The organism is Acinetobacter sp. 18QD2AZ41W (genome assembly GCF_009829025.1).
Classification (GTDB): domain Bacteria; phylum Pseudomonadota; class Gammaproteobacteria; order Pseudomonadales; family Moraxellaceae; genus Acinetobacter; species Acinetobacter pseudolwoffii.
In genome coordinates this window covers 191,030-204,785 of sequence record NZ_WURP01000001.1, presented here as the reverse complement: position 1 = coordinate 204,785, position 13,756 = coordinate 191,030, and the positions used below count along the sequence as shown (strand labels likewise).

Genomic DNA, 13,756 nt, shown 5'->3' with positions numbered 1-13,756 from the left:
AATTAAGATTTTGTAGAAGATTGTATTTTTTCAATGACATAGTCGAGCGCAGCAGCATAGCCTTTTGCACCCAGACCACAGATCACGCCGATGGCTTTATCGGACAAGTACGAATGATGTCGAAATGCCTCGCGTGCATGGACGTTTGACAAATGGACTTCAATAAAAGGAATGGCGACACCAAGCAGGGCATCGCGAACCGCAACAGAACTATGTGTCAATGCTGCCGGATTGATAATGATATATTGTACGCCGTCGAGTTGGGCTTGATGAATTCGGTCAACGATTGCGCCTTCCCAGTTGCTTTGGAAGGTATCGAGTTGTAATGTGGCCTGTTGAGCCTGAGCAGTCAGTTGCTGATTAATATCGCCAAGCGTAAGATGACCATAAACTTCTGGTTCGCGCTTTCCAAGCAAATTTAAATTCGGTCCATGAATAACCAAAATGGTCGAACTCATCCAGCATGCTCCAATTAAAAAGTATCGAGGTTTGTTTGCAAGATAGCTGCAAACTCTGCTTATTATTGCATGATTTTCTACATGACTATTTATAATTTCTTTGAATTGACGTAGAAAGCATATCCTAAACAGTGGCGCTATAATGAAAACTTTGCAGAGATTTGGCAATGTTAAAAAATTACAATTCGCAGGGTATTCAGATTGTTTTCATTGTAAACCCAATTGGCAAAAACAGTTAATATCCTTTATGTAACTGTATCTTCATGTTAAGGATCAGCTCTGCTGTTTGATCATATTTTAATCTTGCAAAAATTCATGTCTGGCCAAAACGATTAGGACATTCAATCGAGAGATCCTTGACTTGCGTGAGAGGATGACTAGCCTAACTTTGCCTTTAACCGTGCTTCCCTTAATGTCAAAATCTCATCTTGAAAAGATGGAGAAATACTTAAAAAGGCAAGATAAGACAATATGTTAATAAGCTTATTTTAATATTTTAGTCTGTGTTTTTATATGCATTTTATTACAAAATACCAGATAAAAATGAGTTACTTCAATTTAGAGATCAGTTTTATGTTCTGTTTCTAAATTTATAAAGCTGACTAAGAAACAGACATCGAATTTAAAGAGATTTATAGCGAAGGGTTTGGAAAAATTTAGATTGTCGCTATCTTGATGAAATGACGAATATGTTCATTTCAAAGCATTCTAAATCGCTAGGCACAGGCGCATCTGATATCTAGATAGTGGCAAAAACACATATCTTTGTTGGTATTTTGCACGCCACTTTCTTTGCAAAAAATCTCAGAAACAGCTTGTAGTCATGCATATGGAGCAGAGGTATGGGGCAAAAACATTAACTTCTTGAGCGAATATTTATATACTAAGGCGATCAGACTTGAGCCAGAAGTATTATGACACCTGCATGTAAACTCTTAAAAACTCAAAAAATTGAATATAGTATTCATGAATATGAACATGATGCCAATGCGAAAAGCTTTGGTTTAGAGGCTGCAGAAAAATTAGGATTACAAGTCGAAGAAGTCTTTAAAACGCTATTGGTAACGGATGAAAAACAGTATTTCGTTGCCGTGTTACCAGTCAATCATCAGCTTAATCTAAAAAAAGTAGCGGCAGCTTGTGGTTGCAAGAAACTGCAAATGGCAGATCCGAAACATGCCGAACGTTTAACCGGTTATCTGGTCGGTGGAATCAGTCCAATCGGACAAAAGAAACGTTTAAAAACAGTCATTGATGTATCGGCAGAAAAGCTCAATAAAATATATGTGAGTGGCGGTAAAAGAGGCTTGGATATCGGACTGAAACCGGCTGATCTTGCCAAAGTGCTGAATGCACAGTTTGTCGATGTGCTGGATGTATAAGGTCAAATTCCCCTGAAGATTTATATGAATAGCGTTTGAAGTGATCTTTTTTTGGTCGGAAAAATCAGCAAATCATTTTATACCTTTGTATATTAGGTCACGAATAAGCACAGCGGAAATGTGCGCAATAAAGAATTAAAAATAATAAAAATGATTATGCGGAGCATAAAGGATGAAAGTTCAAAATAAAAAATGGCCACGATTCTGTCTGACCTTATCTGCAATGGCGATGCTGTCTGCGTTTCCGAGTGTACAGGCCGCTTCTGCGCCTTCAGCTGCACCTGCCAATTCACAGCAGGTTTTCTTTGTCGGAAACAACTGGGATGGCACAGTGACTGTGATTCGTCCATCGGGTGATTTTGGCAAAATTGGCGTCATTAACATGATTCCTGACCGTAAAGAGCGTCTCAAAGAAATTCATCTCAATCCAATCAAGCTGATTGCCTATACCTATATTCAGGCCACAGCGGGTGAAGGTAATGATCAGTTGGTAGATGATATGTACTCGACGCCAGATGGTCAGTCCATCGTGGCATCGCGTCCAAGTTTCGCCGATGTGGTCTCTATTAATATCAAAACAGGCAAGATGAACTGGCGTACACCGGTTGAAGGTTTTCGTGCCGATCACATGGCGGTTTCGCCAGATGGTCAACGCGTGGCGGTGTCAGCATCTTCAGGCAATGTGGTACATGTCCTGGATATTCACACTGGCAAAGAGTTAGGGCGTTTTGCTACGGGTGATAAACCACATGAAAATATCTACTTCGATGATGGTAACAAGATCCTGAACTCCGCGATTGGCAATGTTGAAACGTCAATGGATGCACAGTGGCAGGATTTCACCAAAGGAAAACGCTACATTAGCATCGCGGATGCCAATACCCATCAAGTGCTGAGAAAAATTGATTTCAGACCTGCACTCGATGCATTTGGTCGCAAGGATTTATCCAATTCAGTTCGCCCAATGGTATTTAGCAAGGATGAAACGAAACTTTATGCCCAGGTTTCATTTTTTAATGGTCTGATTGAGTACGATCTGAATCAGAACAAGATTAGCCGGATCGGACAGCTCCCTGGCAGTGATAGTATCCCGAAAGACCGGACAAAATGGGTCAATGATTCGCGTCATCATGGTTTGTCAATCAGTGCTGATGGTGAAAAGCTCTGTGTTGCAGGAACCATGGATGATTATGCCACGATTGTAAATCGTAAGACGCTGACTGCCGGCAAACTGATTCCTGCCGGCAAACCCTATTGGGCAACGCGTAGTCCAGATGGTAAAAGCTGTGTGATTTCCGAAAGTGAAACCGATGTGGTGACCGTGATTGATTTTGCCACAGGGGATAAAGTGCTCAGTGTACCAGTTGGGAATCATCCACAACGTGTCCGGATCGGCTATGCACCAATAGACTGGTCAACGCCGTAGTCGAGCAACGATATAGGCAGCGTTTTGATAAGAGCTGTCTTTATTGGGTTGAGGAGATCAAGATGAAAGATAAGACCGTTCTTTTATATCTCATCATCGGATTACTCTTGTTCGGCATTTTGGTGGCTATTGCTTACCAGATACGACAAGACATCTATCGGACTGATTTTGCCAATCAAGTCCAAGCCCATCGTGATCAGGTTGCCCGACTTGAAAAATCATTCAGCTATATGTCTCTGAGTTTTAAGAGCAATAGCCAAAATACACAGGCTGAACCAAATAATGTAGCTACAAAGCAAAGCCTATTGTTAAAGCAACAACAACAGTTATATCTAGACTTTGCTCAAATCATCAGTGCTTTAGGTCAGGGGCAACAACCAGATCCTAGACAGGTCAGTTTGCTGGTTAGTCTACAGCAGACGCTGGTAGAAGCTAAACTGGTGACTCGAGACGAGGCGAAAGCACAAATTGAGTTTCTGCTGAAAGTTCTGCCAGAAATGGATCATGAATTGCATCGGGCTTTGCGAACCTTAGAACAAATCCGAAGTTGAGGAATTCAAGCCACGAATATCTTTTATTATTTTAGATGTGAAAATTGCTTTCATAAAAAAGCCCAAATGAGAATTCAGGCGTTTAGATATAAGTAGTGAAGACAGCGTACTTTTATAAACAATTCGCAGGCTTAGGTACGCCGGCCAAACGGCTTAAATGCCGCGCGACCAGACCCGTATTAAACTTTTCCTGAAGCATGGCATTGTTAATGTCAGCACTAACCGTTTTCATTAGGAATTTAATTAAGGGACGTGTGGCCGGTGAATGGCCAAACTGCTGATAGAACTGACGCACTGCTTGCAGAATTTCAAAATGCCACGGGGTTAAGTTTAGTTCCAGGTTATTGGCCAGGACTTGCGCGACGTCTTCATTCCAAATGGTGTAATCGATCAGATGACCATCTTGATCCAGTTCTAAATTCATATTTAACTCATTGATTATTTCATTGAAATACAGCGATTAAACCCGAGGCAAAGATCTGCAAAATCGGCAAAATCGAGAAGCTTGACCTGAACCGACAAAGGCTGTGTCAAAAGCTCTGCATCATTTTCCAGCATGTAAATTTGCGGCAAATTTTGTAGAAATGAATGCTCCAGCTGTAATACGGCTTCACCCATCAGTACGATCTGATCAACTGGGGTATAAATTTGAGCGAGTTGTTCCAGAGTCTGCGCCGTTGCCGCATAGTTCGATTGGATCAGATAAAGTGTGTGATTTGACATTTTATATATCCTTTATTCCTTACCAATACAGCACATGATCAAAGCCTTGAATAAACGCTGGGCTTAGCTCAATAAATTCAATCTCTTGTTCGCTCTGAGCCACAAAGGGCGAGTTCTGGTTTTTCTGTTCAATCAGAATTGGAGTCAGGTCATAAAACTCAAAACTGTCGACCATATTCGATGCCAGTTTAAAGGCATGTTGTAACTGATCAAATTGCAGTTCTGAGCGTAGAAGACTAAGGCCTGCACCTTGTAGCAGAACTTTCACTTCCGCACCAAATGTCGCCAAAACCATGGTCGCAGACAGGCTTTCATGCACTTGCAGGCTGGTCAGATTGGCTTGGGTTAATATAACAAGTACAGATTTCACACAAGATTCCTTGGAAAAGCAACACATTCTAAAAAATGGAACATCTAGAATTGAATCAGACGTTGTGAGGATTGAACAGCATCGGCAAGTTCACCTAAACCGACCAATTCAAAGGCATCCGCCAGATTATGCTGCTGAATATTGTGACGTTGAGCATTGTCCTGATCTGTAATCCCTCGCGCCAGTGCTGCACTTACACAGACCGGTAGGCGAATATTGAGTGCTTGCCAGGCATGTGTAAGATGACGTTGATCGTCGGGCACCCATTGCAGTGCATTTGCGACCGACACGCCGTCCTGATAAAAGAATACGCGGAATTCTTGGTTTTTGTTGTGTAATGCCTGCGCCAAACCAAGGGCATGCCAGGCATAAATAGAAGTTGGTGCGGAGGTAACAAGAATTAAGGTGCTCATCGAAATTCACTACAGGCTTGATCAATAGCAACAGCTTGATCTGGGCTTCATCAGAAAGTAGGTAGTATACAATGATTTTAGTGACGGGTGGATTAGGCTTTTTAGGCTCACATATTGCTTTAAGTCTGTTAGCACAAGGATTAGAGGTCATTGTGGTCGATAATTTGGCCAATGCCAATTTGCAGACGCTGGAGCGACTTGAATATATTTCCGGGATGTATGTGCCTTTTATCAAAATTGATATTCGCAATACGCCTGCATTAAACAAAGTATTTGAACAGCATTCGATTCAGGCTGTAGTACATGCTGCCAGTTTTAAGTCGCTAGAAGAATCAGTATTAAAACCCCTTGAATATTATAATGATAATGTCAGCTGTATTATGAGCTTAATGCGCGCCATGCAACGTACCGGCGTACGGCATCTGGTGCATTTATCCAGTCTGGCAGTCTATGGACAATCCGGTACGGATCTCAATGAAGATCTACCTTTTAACTATACTTATCCCAATCCCTATATTAAATCGCAACAGATGGTTGAGGAAATTATTCGGGATACTGTCAAAACAGATAACGAGTGGCGCATTGCTATCTTAAGACTATCTAATATTAGCGGCGCCTTCGAGCATGGTGTCCTAGGCGAGGCGGTGCCACCTTTACCGAAAAATATTGTGCCTTTGGCAATGCAGGTCGCTGCGCAGCAGCGCGAATATCTGGAATTACGCCGTCAGGCTTATACTGCGGATGGAACAGTAGAGCGGAGTTTTCTGCATGTGGCAGACAGTTGTGATGCGGTGATTAAATCCTTGCAGTGGCTATGGCAACAACAGGAATTAAAATGTGAAGCCTTCAATATTGCTGGAACGCTCATTTCGATACAGGATTTGTTGGATCAACTGGCAGAAGTGACCCAATCTGCAATTAGAACAGTCGATGCCTTGCCTTATCCTCATGCAGAGCTTGACCAGCTAGGCGCGAATATTGAAAAGGCACAGCAGATTTTGCATTGGCAACCGCAACGTTCACTGAAAAAGATGCTTGAGGATGAATGGCTATTTTATCAAAATATACTGAGAGGACAGTAAATGAGATAAGTAAAAAATATTTGATAATAATTATCATTTATATATTTAATATAATCGATTACTTTTAATTAATCTAGCAAAGTATCGTGATAGATGCTTTTAAAATCAGCGATATGTAAAAAATTGAGGTTGAACATGCAAACACGTATTGAACATGACACCATGGGCGAAGTGGCCGTACCGAGTGAGGCTTTATGGGGCGCTCAGACCCAGCGTAGCTTGCAAAACTTCAAGATCGGCAATGAACGCTTGCCACGGGCAATGATTGGTGCAATGGGACTGGTAAAAAAAGCTGCAGCCTTGACCAATGCTAAACTGGATCAGATTCCTCAAGAGCTGTCGGGCTATATTGTGGATGCAGCAGATGAGGTGATTAGCGGGCAGTGGGATAGCCAGTTTCCACTGGTGGTCTGGCAAACCGGTTCAGGCACGCAAAGTAATATGAACTGTAATGAGGTGATAGCTAATATTGCCAATCAAAAATTGGGCAATCATTTAGGTGCGCAAAAACCGGTTCATCCAAATGATCATGTCAACCGTGCCCAATCGACCAATGACTCTTTCCCGACTGCGATTCATGTCGCAGCGAGTTTGCAGATTAATCAACTTCTTATTCCAGCGCTTACCCGTCTACGTGATACCTTGCATGCAAAATCTTTAGCCTTTGCCGATATTGTCAAAATTGGCCGGACGCATTTACAGGATGCGACACCTTTAACCCTAGGTCAGGAATTTAGTGGTTATGTATCCCAACTTGATCATGGCTTGATTCGCTTACAGCAAGCTTTACTGGGTTTGTATGAATTGCCATTGGGCGGGACGGCTGTTGGTACAGGTCTAAATGCCCATCCTGATTATGCAGTTCAGGCCGCAGAAACACTGGAGAAGCTGACAGGTCTACCATTTGTCACTGCTCCGAATAAATTTGAAGCTTTGGCCGGCCGTGATGCTGCGGTATTTGCTTCAGGCGCATTAAAAACCCTTGCAGTCAGCCTAAATAAAATTGCCAACGATATTCGTTGGTTAGCCAGTGGGCCTCGTTGTGGATTTGGTGAACTGCGTATTCCTGAAAATGAGCCAGGTTCAAGCATTATGCCGGGTAAGGTCAATCCGACGCAAAGTGAAGCCATGACCATGGTGGTGGCGCAAGTGCTTGGAAATGACACCACGATTAATGTGGCAGGTGCATCGGGTAACTTTGAGCTGAATGTGTTTATGCCTGTGATTGCCTATAACTTACTGCAATCCATCCAGCTCTTGGGTGATGCCTGTAATAGTTTCAATGATCACTGCGCCGTAGGTATTGAGCCGAACCGTGACAAGATTGATCATTTCTTGCATGACTCATTAATGCTGGTCACTGCATTAAACCCGGTGATTGGTTACGAGAATGCAGCCAAGGTTGCCAAAACTGCCTATAAAGAAGCTAAAACCTTAAAGCAGGTGGCTGTTGAACTTGGTTTAGTCACGGCTGAACAGTTTGATGAGGTGGTACGTCCTGAACAGATGGTCTCACCAAATGTAAAATAAAGCGTTTAAGGCTTTTATTTTCAATCTTTCAGCCTGTTTTATCATGGAATCGTCAGCAGTGGTTTTTATCTCAGGCAGAGTTGCGTACAATAGATCTCGATGAGATTAACCACTGATGATTGTTTTATGCTTGATATTTATTTAACAGATGTTCAAAGAAAGGTGCAATTCAAGGATTATCCAGGTGAGCATCCTGTTAAATTTATTCTGAATTTTAAAAAGATTTTTCCAAGTGTCATGGAACTTCTTTTGCCGGTGCTTCCAGATGATGAAAATCTGGAAGAAATGTCTTGGGAGTCGACCAGCGGTGACTTTGAGACTTTCCAAATGTTGTTAACCGGTTGGGGCATTATTGAACTGCGTTTAAAGGCGATTAGCCAGTTTAAAGATAAAGCATTTGCGGATCGTTTGGTTAAACAAGCCCAGCAAAAGCGTAAGGACTATCAAAAGCAGCAGTCAAAACTAAGTACAGTTGAACTGGACTATCTGTTTATGCACGAAATGCATGCACTGATCGATGCAGAACTGGTTGAACTAGGTGAGAAATTCTATTTACCGACACTACGTGAGCTGTGGAAAAGTAAAGTATCAGCTCAAGTTTTGAATGCAAAATTTTAATTTAAGTTTATAGTTTTCATTGCTAAAAATTAGTCCTCCATTCTTGGGGGATTAATTTTATCTGTAGCCTAAGCTTTCCTTCATGATCGGAGATGCTTGGAAATAGCCTAAGCTATATTATTAGATTCTCTTTAACAGGGATCTTCAAAAAATAAACCTTATAAAAATAATGATTCCTAGAATTTCGCCCGAGAACAGAGCAAGATAGCCCACTATTTATCCTAAAGTATTTTCATTGGGCAGTAATTTTAACCTTTGTTTAAAAAATAGGTGAAAAGAATCAGTTTTAGCTAAAAAATATATAAAAATATCAAGCAAATAGCCTAGTAATTCTGTCTATTATTTTTTAAGGTATATAAGCTTTATTTTTAGATAAGCTAAAAGTTTAATTGATTAGCTATGCTTCACAAAAATAACTAAAGGTTCCAATTTTCCCGAAGATATATCCCAGGATTTTTAAAAATGTCGAATCAGTTTTTAGATTTAATTACTAAACGCCGTACTATTTATGCCATTGGCAAGAATATTGAACAATCTCCTGAACGTTTAACTGATTTAATTCAAACTGCAATTAAACAAAGTCCATCTGCTTTTAATTCTCAGTCTTCACGCGCCGTCATTTTATTCAACACAGAACATGAAAAGTTTTGGGGCATCGTTGCAGATAAATTAAAAAGTTATGCAAAAGATGAAGCAAGTGCAGCAAAAACCACTGCTAAAATGGCCAGCTTTGCTGCTGGTGTAGGTACGGTATTATTCTTTGAAGATCAAACAGTGGTACAAGCGTTGCAGGAGCAATTCCCGTCTTATGCGGATAACTTCCCTGTCTGGGCAGAGCATTCTACTGCGATTGCGCAATTTGCCACATGGACAGCATTACATACTGAAGGCCTAGGTGCATCTTTACAGCATTATAATCCGATAGTAGATGAGCAGGTGCATGCTGAGTGGGACATTCCAGCCAACTGGAAGCTTCGCGCACAGCTGGTCTTTGGTTCAATCGAAGGCGAAACACATGCCAAAGATTATCTTGCGGACGAAGAGCGTTTTAAAATTTTCAAATAAGCCTGAAATTCATATCTGCGCTTAAACAATTTTAAGCGCAGATATTTTAACATCTCGATGAAATCCCAATCAGCTTCATTAAAATTAAGTTAAAATAGCGCGCTAATGAAAATTGATGAGTAAGACCGAATGTCGAAAAACACGCAAAACCTGTCACCTTTACAAGAACTGATCGCAGAGCAAAAGTTACTTTGTGAAGAAGTAGGCTCGGCTTATGTTGAAGTTACAGGTGATGATGTTGTTGCTGTGGCTGTACATACCTTGAAACAGGATCCGATTGTCGGCATCCGTAAAAAGCCTGAGACAGCGGAAAATATCAGCTGGTATATTTATGGTGGAGAGCCTTCAAGTGAAGAGGCTTTTGAAACCATGACAGTACGTGAATTACAGGATATCGCACCAGAAGTATTACCATATCTGGCTCTGGAAACAGGTTTTCGTTTCATGATTGATGCCGATGATTATGAAGATGTCTGGAAAGAAGAAATCTAAATGCTAAAAAAATCATCTTTCATTTGTGCAGGATTGTTATTCTTACTGAATAGCATGGTCTTTGCAGAACCACTTTCACAAAGTGCGTATGACCAGTTTATTTCAGAACAGACTAAAATCGTCAATGAAACCAAGCACATTTTAGATGAAGATGATCCAAAGGCCGATGCCAAAACCCAACGTCAGGCTTTTTGTAATCGACTGAAAGCCTATCAGGACATTCAAAAAGTTTCTGAAGAAAATAACAGTCTGGATATGGCGCCCATGATGGCTATGGTCGCCAAAAGTTTTCTTGATCGACAGGATCAGAGCCTGAGTAAATCAGGAATGACCACCACCTTATTCTGTAAAAATAGGGATGTTGAATAGGGCGAGTGGTACTTCTTCTCATCACGCATTAATGAAAATAAAGAGAATATTATTATTTTAATCTTGGCTGGATTTTGACCAAAAAATATCATCTTAAATAAGATGCATCTATCTGTAGGGTTTTTTGTAAAGTTAAACTAAAGTATAAGCATGATTGTTACTCATTATCCCGGGGATATATCCGGGAAATAAGAAAATTGATAACTATAATTTAACAATTAAACTTTAATATTTTTCTAAGCTTTGTCGAGAGATCTTTTAATACTGCATAATATTGTTGCTTGATCATGTCACACATAAGCATTATAGAAATGACTTCATAACGAATAGCGTGAATTTTGTCTTCATACATAAATGAATGGTACTCCAAGCAGGGTAGTGAAGTTATATCTTATATTTATGCTACAAAACTAATCCTGTTATATTTATAAAATAGCCTAAGCAAAATTGATCAACCTGCTACAAATAGCCTAAGCAAATTTTTATTTTAAAAATTTGGCAATTGATTAATTTTCAATATCAACCCACTATTAACAATTAAATCAAGAAATCACGGAATTCTCAAATGATCCTTAACTATCAATTACACCATCATGAAACTTCAACAGTATCTCCAATGATCTTTATTCATGGTTTATTTGGTAGTTTGAGTAATTTAGGAGTATTGGCTCGACATTTTTCTGAACAGAGAACCGTGATCCAAATTGATGTGCGTAATCATGGTCTTTCTGGTCATAGCTCTGATATTAACTATCAGCTCATGGCAGAAGATGTATTGGAAACTTTATCCAGTTTAAATGTTCATAAGTTTGTCGTTGTTGGACATTCTATGGGTGGGAAAATTGCTATGAAACTGGCAGATTTAGCTCGTGAACAGACTGAAAAACTCGTCGTCCTTGATATTACACCGATCCAATATCATGAAAATCATCATGCTGAAATTTTTCAAGCCTTATTTGCAGTACAGCAAGAAAATGTTGCTTCACGACTGGAAGCAGCAAAAATTATGCGTAAATATATTCATGAAGAAATGGTGATTCAATTTTTATTAAAATCCTTTAATAAAGGGCAGTGGCTGTTTAATGTTCAGGCTTTATTTGATCATTATCCAGATATTATGGCTTGGGAAAAGGTCGAAAAAATTAATCAGCCAGCCTTATTTCTGCGTGGTGGTAATTCTTTTTATATCTCAAAACCAGAACATTTTGCAGCAATTAATGAACAGTTTTCTCAGGCAAAAATCGAAGTTATTGAAAATACCGGTCATTGGCTACATGGTGAAAAACCAGATGAAGTCATTAAACACATGCAAGCCTTTCTTAATTAAGTAATATTTAAGGCTGTAATGTATATACCTGTAATTGACCTTCATGGATCAGTTGATGTGCCATCTCAGCAGTTTTCTTTAAACCGGGCATACGATATTCAGTATGTCCGAAATCTTTAATGGATTTCCAGCGGCCGCCCCAGGTCAAACCTACCGATTCAGCGACCTGACCATATAACTCATAACCGCGCATGGCCCAGGGATCACGTTCTGTAATGACTACTTTGCCATGCCGTTTAAAGGCAATATCTGCAGCCAATCCAAATTGATGATAACTCTGAAAGCCTTTGGCCTTGGTAATATTACTATCGGTTGCCAACGAATTTTGCCGTTCCGGACTCCGATAGCCTTCAAGTAAAACCAGCTCATAATCATGCTGTTCTTTCATGATTTTAAATACCATCAGTAAACGTTGCTTAAATCGTGGATTCATCTTATGCCATTTACGGTCTGCTGTACTGATATCTGAATGTGTATGCATTGCTGGTCTATAAATATCTTCAAGATTTGAATTAAAGCTTTGTGCTGAAATAGCCGGATGATCTGGAAAATGCTCTTGTTGAAGGGCTTCTATAATGAGGTGGTCAGCAACTTCAGGCGGAGCCGTCAACATTTGCCCATCCAAAAGAGCATAAATTTGTGGATCAACTTTCCTTAAATATTCAGATTCAAATTTTCTGGCAGTTAAGGGCTGGGTAAAAGCGAGTAGCAAAATACTGCCAAATAATATTAATCCGGTAATCAAAATCCACCACTGCTGCACATACCAATGAGAATGCAGATGTTCAGGCGAGGCCGCCCGATAAAATTTACGTGAAAAATGTATTGCTTGAGTCAATTGCTGTTTGCTTTGCGGAATAAATCTGAGAAAAACACCCTGTATCCTTCGTCTAAATTCATAGGACAGCAGGGCGAACATTACCAAACTCATTAGGGTGAAGCTACTCAATATGATAAAAATCATAAGTGAAATACTTGATCTAGTTCAGATTCCAACCCAGTCTTTTCTTAAGCGATATAAATTGTACAACGGCGCAATTCTTTGCAAAGATTGCATTCAATTTTTCTGAAGTAAATACTTTTAAGTTTTTATTTTTATGAGCTTTCATGGTATTGATCTGAAAAATTTAATTAGGGTAAATGAATCGTAATATAAGCTTGCTCAGCAGGAGCGCTAATCAGATTCTGATATTGAGTAAAAATAGTTATTTGTTCTGTCGATAAAACATATTTAAAAGCGACAAAGCTGAATACTGCAAATAAAAACAGGAAAATTAGAATCCAGAAAAATGGTAATTCTCGATGAATTATATGTCTGATTTGATCGGGAAGCGCGGAAAAAGGAGAAAAGGTCGTTTTCTTGACTTTGAGATAATCAATCTGATCTCCGACTCGAGCCACCAAACTATTCAAATGTTCAATCGATTCAATCCGGTATTTTCCCTGAAAGCCTAATAATAGACAGTAATGATAAACCTCTAATACTGCCAGTCGATCCTTGTCTTTATGACGGATGTTTTCCAGATATTCAAAGAACTGATAGCCAGCCAGTTGTGAACCAAACAGACTTAATTGCAACGGGCTCAACAGCCAGAAATTCTGCAAATCAAAAAACCGCTCATCCTGTTGTGTGACAATCGTTTCGTCCAGTAAAGCACAATAGGCATATTTGGCATCTTGAATATCTTCAGCTAAAAATTGTACCTTACGTGCCTGGCTTTCAAATTGGCTGAGCATTTGCAAAACTTTCTCACGGAATAATTCTATATCAGCAGGTATGTAGTTATTTTTTACAAGAAAAACGATATAAAAACCATCATGCAATAAATCTAGCAAACTTGCCCCGTATGAGATATTGGTTTCGATAGATTGTCTTGCTATATCGCCGATTCCGTTCTGATCCTCTTCAAACAGTGAAGAAGGATTATTTGTGATTGTATTCATTTGAAT

17 protein-coding genes are annotated in these 13,756 nt (G+C 39.8%); 10 read left to right on the top strand and 7 right to left on the bottom strand.

The features are described 5' to 3' along the window. Positions 1 to 2: 2 nt before the first annotated feature. The gene (aroQ, locus tag GVV58_RS00895; RefSeq protein WP_005096831.1) at positions 3 to 458 is read right to left on the bottom strand and encodes a type II 3-dehydroquinate dehydratase; all 456 of its coding nucleotides are present in this window, start codon (positions 456 to 458) and stop codon (positions 3 to 5) included. A 914-nt stretch (positions 459 to 1,372) separates the two neighbouring features. On the opposite strand from aroQ, the gene ybaK reads away from it, so the two are divergent. The 3 genes from ybaK to GVV58_RS00880 all read left to right on the top strand — a co-directional run bounded on the left by ybaK (position 1,373) and on the right by GVV58_RS00880 (position 3,817). Beyond that, the gene (ybaK, locus tag GVV58_RS00890) at positions 1,373 to 1,840 is read left to right on the top strand and encodes a Cys-tRNA(Pro) deacylase (protein ID WP_074382819.1); all 468 of its coding nucleotides are present in this window, start codon (positions 1,373 to 1,375) and stop codon (positions 1,838 to 1,840) included. Positions 1,841 to 2,012: 172 nt separating this feature from the next. Then, the gene (locus tag GVV58_RS00885; protein ID WP_159515792.1) at positions 2,013 to 3,266 is read left to right on the top strand and encodes a YncE family protein; all 1,254 of its coding nucleotides are present in this window, start codon (positions 2,013 to 2,015) and stop codon (positions 3,264 to 3,266) included. A gap of 62 nt (positions 3,267 to 3,328) precedes the next feature. Continuing rightward, positions 3,329 to 3,817 carry a hypothetical protein gene (locus GVV58_RS00880; RefSeq protein WP_159515791.1) on the top strand — a complete coding sequence of 163 codons (489 nt, stop codon included), beginning with the start codon at positions 3,329 to 3,331 and terminating at the stop codon, positions 3,815 to 3,817. Positions 3,818 to 3,929: 112 nt separating this feature from the next. Here GVV58_RS00880 and GVV58_RS00875 read toward each other — a convergent pair whose 3' ends face one another. From GVV58_RS00875 to tusD, 4 genes are read right to left on the bottom strand one after another with little or no spacing between them, the layout of a single operon-like run. Further along, positions 3,930 to 4,241, bottom strand: a complete 312-nt coding sequence (locus GVV58_RS00875) for a TusE/DsrC/DsvC family sulfur relay protein (protein WP_074382817.1) — start codon at positions 4,239 to 4,241, stop codon at positions 3,930 to 3,932. 14 nt (positions 4,242 to 4,255) lie between these two features. Next, the gene (locus GVV58_RS00870) at positions 4,256 to 4,540 is read right to left on the bottom strand and encodes a hypothetical protein (RefSeq protein ID WP_100328661.1); all 285 of its coding nucleotides are present in this window, start codon (positions 4,538 to 4,540) and stop codon (positions 4,256 to 4,258) included. 19 nt (positions 4,541 to 4,559) lie between these two features. Continuing rightward, positions 4,560 to 4,910, bottom strand: coding sequence for a hypothetical protein (locus GVV58_RS00865; protein WP_005096837.1), 351 nt, complete (start codon positions 4,908 to 4,910; stop codon positions 4,560 to 4,562). Between the two features lie 44 nt (positions 4,911 to 4,954). Beyond that, the gene (tusD, locus tag GVV58_RS00860; protein WP_005096839.1) at positions 4,955 to 5,323 is read right to left on the bottom strand and encodes a sulfurtransferase complex subunit TusD; all 369 of its coding nucleotides are present in this window, start codon (positions 5,321 to 5,323) and stop codon (positions 4,955 to 4,957) included. A gap of 71 nt (positions 5,324 to 5,394) precedes the next feature. On the opposite strand from tusD, the gene GVV58_RS00855 reads away from it, so the two are divergent. The 7 genes from GVV58_RS00855 to GVV58_RS00825 all read left to right on the top strand — a co-directional run bounded on the left by GVV58_RS00855 (position 5,395) and on the right by GVV58_RS00825 (position 11,806). Beyond that, on the top strand, positions 5,395 to 6,405 hold the full coding sequence (locus GVV58_RS00855) for an NAD-dependent epimerase/dehydratase family protein (RefSeq protein WP_074382815.1): 1,011 nt from the start codon (positions 5,395 to 5,397) through the stop codon (positions 6,403 to 6,405). A 135-nt stretch (positions 6,406 to 6,540) separates the two neighbouring features. Further along, the gene (gene fumC / locus GVV58_RS00850) at positions 6,541 to 7,935 is read left to right on the top strand and encodes a class II fumarate hydratase (protein ID WP_005171036.1); all 1,395 of its coding nucleotides are present in this window, start codon (positions 6,541 to 6,543) and stop codon (positions 7,933 to 7,935) included. 126 nt (positions 7,936 to 8,061) lie between these two features. Continuing rightward, on the top strand, positions 8,062 to 8,553 hold the full coding sequence (locus GVV58_RS00845; protein WP_100355114.1) for a hypothetical protein: 492 nt from the start codon (positions 8,062 to 8,064) through the stop codon (positions 8,551 to 8,553). Positions 8,554 to 9,015: 462 nt separating this feature from the next. Beyond that, complete coding sequence (locus tag GVV58_RS00840) at positions 9,016 to 9,618, top strand: nitroreductase family protein (RefSeq protein ID WP_005171034.1); 603 nt, start codon at positions 9,016 to 9,018, stop codon at positions 9,616 to 9,618. Between the two features lie 129 nt (positions 9,619 to 9,747). Beyond that, the gene (locus GVV58_RS00835; RefSeq protein WP_071851342.1) at positions 9,748 to 10,110 is read left to right on the top strand and encodes a hypothetical protein; all 363 of its coding nucleotides are present in this window, start codon (positions 9,748 to 9,750) and stop codon (positions 10,108 to 10,110) included. Further along, positions 10,111 to 10,479: a hypothetical protein gene (locus tag GVV58_RS00830; RefSeq protein ID WP_005096846.1), complete on the top strand. Its 369-nt coding sequence runs from the start codon at positions 10,111 to 10,113 to the stop codon at positions 10,477 to 10,479. It begins immediately after the preceding gene. A 565-nt stretch (positions 10,480 to 11,044) separates the two neighbouring features. Continuing rightward, positions 11,045 to 11,806, top strand: coding sequence for an alpha/beta fold hydrolase (locus GVV58_RS00825; protein ID WP_159515790.1), 762 nt, complete (start codon positions 11,045 to 11,047; stop codon positions 11,804 to 11,806). 7 nt (positions 11,807 to 11,813) lie between these two features. Here GVV58_RS00825 and GVV58_RS00820 read toward each other — a convergent pair whose 3' ends face one another. Then, positions 11,814 to 12,770 (bottom strand): M15 family metallopeptidase, encoded by a 957-nt coding sequence (locus GVV58_RS00820; RefSeq protein WP_171502614.1) that lies wholly within the window; start codon positions 12,768 to 12,770, stop codon positions 11,814 to 11,816. Between the two features lie 167 nt (positions 12,771 to 12,937). Then, on the bottom strand, positions 12,938 to 13,750 hold the full coding sequence (icmH, locus tag GVV58_RS00815) for a type IVB secretion system protein IcmH/DotU (RefSeq protein ID WP_159515965.1): 813 nt from the start codon (positions 13,748 to 13,750) through the stop codon (positions 12,938 to 12,940). Between the last annotated feature and the right edge of the window lie 6 nt (positions 13,751 to 13,756).

Bases quoted from the DNA above. Each gene is read 5' to 3' on its own strand.
- aroQ (WP_005096831.1), bottom strand. From the start codon at position 458: ATGAGTTCGACCATTTTGGTTATTCATGGACCGAATTTAAATTTGCTT.
- ybaK (WP_074382819.1), top strand. From the start codon at position 1,373: ATGACACCTGCATGTAAACTCTTAAAAACTCAAAAAATTGAATATAGT.
- GVV58_RS00885 (WP_159515792.1), top strand. From the start codon at position 2,013: ATGAAAGTTCAAAATAAAAAATGGCCACGATTCTGTCTGACCTTATCT.
- GVV58_RS00880 (WP_159515791.1), top strand. From the start codon at position 3,329: ATGAAAGATAAGACCGTTCTTTTATATCTCATCATCGGATTACTCTTG.
- GVV58_RS00875 (WP_074382817.1), bottom strand. From the start codon at position 4,241: ATGAATTTAGAACTGGATCAAGATGGTCATCTGATCGATTACACCATT.
- GVV58_RS00870 (WP_100328661.1), bottom strand. From the start codon at position 4,540: ATGTCAAATCACACACTTTATCTGATCCAATCGAACTATGCGGCAACG.
- tusD (WP_005096839.1), bottom strand. From the start codon at position 5,323: ATGAGCACCTTAATTCTTGTTACCTCCGCACCAACTTCTATTTATGCC.
- GVV58_RS00855 (WP_074382815.1), top strand. From the start codon at position 5,395: ATGATTTTAGTGACGGGTGGATTAGGCTTTTTAGGCTCACATATTGCT.
- fumC (WP_005171036.1), top strand. From the start codon at position 6,541: ATGCAAACACGTATTGAACATGACACCATGGGCGAAGTGGCCGTACCG.
- GVV58_RS00845 (WP_100355114.1), top strand. From the start codon at position 8,062: ATGCTTGATATTTATTTAACAGATGTTCAAAGAAAGGTGCAATTCAAG.
- GVV58_RS00840 (WP_005171034.1), top strand. From the start codon at position 9,016: ATGTCGAATCAGTTTTTAGATTTAATTACTAAACGCCGTACTATTTAT.
- GVV58_RS00835 (WP_071851342.1), top strand. From the start codon at position 9,748: ATGTCGAAAAACACGCAAAACCTGTCACCTTTACAAGAACTGATCGCA.
- GVV58_RS00830 (WP_005096846.1), top strand. From the start codon at position 10,111: ATGCTAAAAAAATCATCTTTCATTTGTGCAGGATTGTTATTCTTACTG.
- GVV58_RS00825 (WP_159515790.1), top strand. From the start codon at position 11,045: ATGATCCTTAACTATCAATTACACCATCATGAAACTTCAACAGTATCT.
- GVV58_RS00820 (WP_171502614.1), bottom strand. From the start codon at position 12,770: ATGATTTTTATCATATTGAGTAGCTTCACCCTAATGAGTTTGGTAATG.
- icmH (WP_159515965.1), bottom strand. From the start codon at position 13,750: ATGAATACAATCACAAATAATCCTTCTTCACTGTTTGAAGAGGATCAG.